This window comes from Pseudocitrobacter sp. 73 (genome assembly GCF_008369545.1).
Taxonomy (GTDB): Bacteria; Pseudomonadota; Gammaproteobacteria; order Enterobacterales; family Enterobacteriaceae; genus Pseudocitrobacter; species Pseudocitrobacter vendiensis.
This window is the reverse complement of record NZ_VTZO01000087.1, coordinates 1-2,058: the sequence shown is the minus strand read 5'-3', so window position 1 is coordinate 2,058 and position 2,058 is coordinate 1. Positions and strand designations below refer to the sequence as shown.

3 protein-coding genes are annotated in these 2,058 nt (G+C 43.1%); 1 reads left to right on the top strand and 2 read right to left on the bottom strand.

Going from position 1 to position 2,058, the window contains the following annotated elements; all coding sequences use genetic code 11:
• A partial coding sequence (locus tag F0Q32_RS25910) for an HNH endonuclease (RefSeq protein ID WP_149465179.1) occupies positions 1-710 on the top strand: 710 nt, incomplete at its 5' end.
• 407 nt (positions 711-1,117) lie between these two features.
• Here F0Q32_RS25910 and F0Q32_RS25905 read toward each other — a convergent pair.
• On the bottom strand, positions 1,118-1,492 hold the full coding sequence (locus F0Q32_RS25905; RefSeq protein ID WP_008786769.1) for a DUF305 domain-containing protein: 375 nt from the start codon (positions 1,490-1,492) through the stop codon (positions 1,118-1,120).
• A 145-nt stretch (positions 1,493-1,637) separates the two neighbouring features.
• Positions 1,638-2,058: copper-binding protein (locus F0Q32_RS25900; protein WP_370516908.1), on the bottom strand; the 421-nt coding region annotated here is incomplete at its 5' end.

Below are 2,058 nucleotides of genomic sequence, written 5' to 3'. Positions count from 1 at the left end.
CATTGGCCCTCAAACCCCTAAACGGACTGGGTGGCAGAGTTCAAAAAGAACTTGGTAGATTCGAGGTTAAAGGTGTCGGAAATATCGCATCCGGTACAAAATTCATTACCGTAATGAAGAGTAAAGAAATCGGCGGAAAACCCAAAAGAAACTTATGGACAATTCGTGAGGAACTTGTTCAGGCAATTAACGAACTGGATTTTTTTGGTACAACAGAAATGGCCAGCAGTGAGTATTACTCTGACGATGAGTTGATCAATGCCATAGAGAAAAGTAATATCTTTGACAACGTTCAGACGTTTGAATATACAGGGGAAGCCAAACCAAAGAAAAATGCAATAGAAGTAAAAAATGGCCTCTCGTATCCCAGGAGTAAAGGCGTATCCCAAAATGCGCTGAATAAAGCAGGTTACAGATGTGAAGTCGATAGTGACCACCCAACATTCAGAAGGCGAAATTCATCCTTAAATTACACAGAACCTCATCACATTGTACCTATGTCCAGGCAAGATGCTTTTGACACATCTCTTGATGTTGAAGAAAATATCATATCTCTGTGTTGCAATTGCCATAAACAAATTCACCTTGGTCAGGGTTATGAAGATATGCTGAAAGAAATATACACTGCGCGAAAAAGGTTATTAAAAAAAGTTGGTATTGATATATCACTGGAAAACTTGATTCTTTATTACAAAATGGAAAGTAAGTGAGATTCAAACGAGAGTGATACCTTCGTTTTATTGGTCGGGATGAACAGCAGATGATGTTTCCGGCAAGTATCGGGTCCAGAAACTTTCTGTTAAAAAAGAGGTAAAAGTAGTCTTGAGCCCTGACTGCGAATTGCCATTGCGCATGACCAGAGAACAGGACGAACCCCTGCCAAACCCAGGCATGAGAAACACCTTTAAAACATAGACTTAATTAAAATCAGCAATTCCCATCGAAATAATAAGCAAGCAGAATTGGCTCAGGTGAATTTCACTCGGTGCAGTGCATGCGTTGGGGGGGGTAAAAGGAAAAACCCGAAATGAATCGGGTTTTGATTAATTAACGATTAACAGGTTCCCGTGCCCGGGAACACTCTGACTGTACGCGCAATATATTATTTCCGCAATCATTATTTTTGATTACCAAGCCATGTATTCATCTGCTCAATTTCACCTTTTTGAGCTTTAATGATGTCCTGCGCGAGCTTTCTCATTTCCGGATCTTTTCCGTATTTTAGCTCGGTCTCAGCCATTGCTATTGCCCCTTCATGGTGTGCTACCATGCCTTTCGCAAAAGCCTTGTCGGGATCGGACTCTTTTACAGCGGCCATCATTTTGTCATGCATACCTTTCATGCCGGACATATATTCCTGTGACGATGACGATGACGATGACGATGACGATGCCGATGAGGATATATCTGACATTTTCATTTCTGAATGTTCTGCGGAAATCGCTGGCAGGGATAACATCAGTATAACAAAAAGCGAATTTGTGATTTTCATATAATAAACCCTTTCAGATGGTTACCGGATAAGTTTAGCTGAGTCAGACAAAAAAGCCCCCTGAAGGGGGCAAAAAATAACAACATATCCGTATAAGGGACAATCTATCAAGGAAAGGGTAACCGCACGGAAACTTCAGTTGTCATCAGCCCGCATTGATCATGCGGCGGTGTGCATCAGCCATAGCCTGATGGGGGCCGGACTGACCGTTATTCGTAAATTCATGGGCAACAGCTGCTCTTTCATGTTCATTCATCGCCGCAAACGAAGTCGCCGGACGGGAAGCGTTAACGGTGCCAGTTCCCATCATCTTCTGATGACTTTCCGCCATTTTTTTATGTGCATCTGCTGAACCATTGTTCATGGTTTCATGAACAATAATAGCCTGTTCATGCTGATCCATACCGGCCATCCGTGGAGCTGCCCCCTGGATGGCGGCTGGAGTTGAAGAAGACTGCATCTGATGGGCCGGAGCCTGAGCATTATTGACACGCTCATGGATATTTACAGTTTCAGTGGCCCAGGCCGTAGAAATTAAGCTCAAACCTAAGGAAGGTGCGAATAAG